Consider the following 1,267-nt stretch of genomic DNA (forward strand, 5'->3'; position numbering starts at 1 on the left):
TGTTCAGTTCGGGGACATGGCGGACACCTGTTCGGGGACATGACTGACAGGTTTGGGGTCGGTCAAGTCGATGGTGGCGACCTGATGGCTGGCGAAGAAGACGCCGTAGTGGCCGTCGCGGGTCAGGGGCCGCAGGGCCAGGCGCTCGCCGCGGAAGGCCTTGGGGACGCGCCACAGCCGGCCCTTGAAGCGGACATAGGCCTTGGTGGTCGAGACGGTGCGCACAATCTCGCCGCTGTCGTACTGGGGTTCTGGAAGGCTGTCGGGCATGGTCCGGGGGCTGGGCCGGTAGCGCTCGGCGGGGCAGTTCAGCTTGAGGGCCTCATGGGGGCGCTCGAAGTTGTAGACCTCGCGCCAACGGTCGAAGGCGCGCTGGACCTGGGTGAAGCTGTCGAAGCGCTTGAGGTCCAGGACCTCGGCGGCCAAGCTGCGGTGGAAGCGCTCGATCTTGCCGCGGCTCTGGGGGTGATAGGGCCGGCTGTGCAGCACGCTCACGCCCAGCTTGAGCAGCCAGACCTCCAGTCGGGTCCAGTGTTCGCCGCTGGGCTCGCCCCAGGGCGGACCGTTGTCGACGAAGAAGGCCAGGGGCAGGCCGTAGCGCCGGAAGGTCGCCTCCAGGTGAGGCCGGACCGTCTGGCCCTGCTGGTCGGCGCAGGCCTTCAGGCAGGGCGACAGGCGCGAGTGGTCGTCGACGATCGTCAGGGGGTGGCAGGGCTCGCCCGAGGACAGTCGGAACCAACCCTTGAAGTCCATCTGCCACAGCTGGTTGGGCTCGGCCTTCTCAAAGCGCGTCCAAGCCTTGCCCGGCGCGGTGGGGAAGGGATCGATCCGGCCATGCCGCCGCAGGATCGCGTGGATCGTCGAGACCGCCGGCGGATCGACGCCCCGCCGCTCCAGCCAGGCGCCGATCTTGCGCGCGCCCCAGGCCGGATGGGCCTCGCGCACCGCCAGCACCGCCGCCTCCAGCTCGGGAGCGCTGCGCCCGGGACTGCTGTGCGGCCGCCGCGACCGGTCGGCCAGAGCCTCATCCCCCGCCTTCGACCGGTCCAGCCACTTGTAGCCGACCTCCGGGCTGATCTCGAACCGCCGACACAACTCCCGCCGGTTGGCCCCCTCCATCATCGCCAGCCGGACAAACTCCCGCCGCTGCTCCATCGCCGACACCTCCCGCCAAGGCATGGACCGCCCTCCCTTCGAGCCAGTCCGCCAATGATGATGTGTCAGCTATGTCCCCGAACACCCGTCAGGCATGTCCCCGGACTGAACA

Annotated in this window: 1 protein-coding gene; it reads right to left on the minus strand. The window is 69.3% G+C overall.

What is annotated here, in order from left to right; translation table 11 throughout:
• Nucleotides 1-3 precede the first annotated feature (3 nt).
• Nucleotides 4-1,179: an IS481 family transposase gene (locus tag AC07NX_RS26180; RefSeq protein WP_494646048.1), complete on the minus strand. Its 1,176-nt coding sequence runs from the start codon at nt 1,177-1,179 to the stop codon at nt 4-6.
• Between the last annotated feature and the right edge of the window lie 88 nt (nt 1,180-1,267).

The organism is Caulobacter sp. GW821-FHT09A05 (assembly GCF_059418465.1).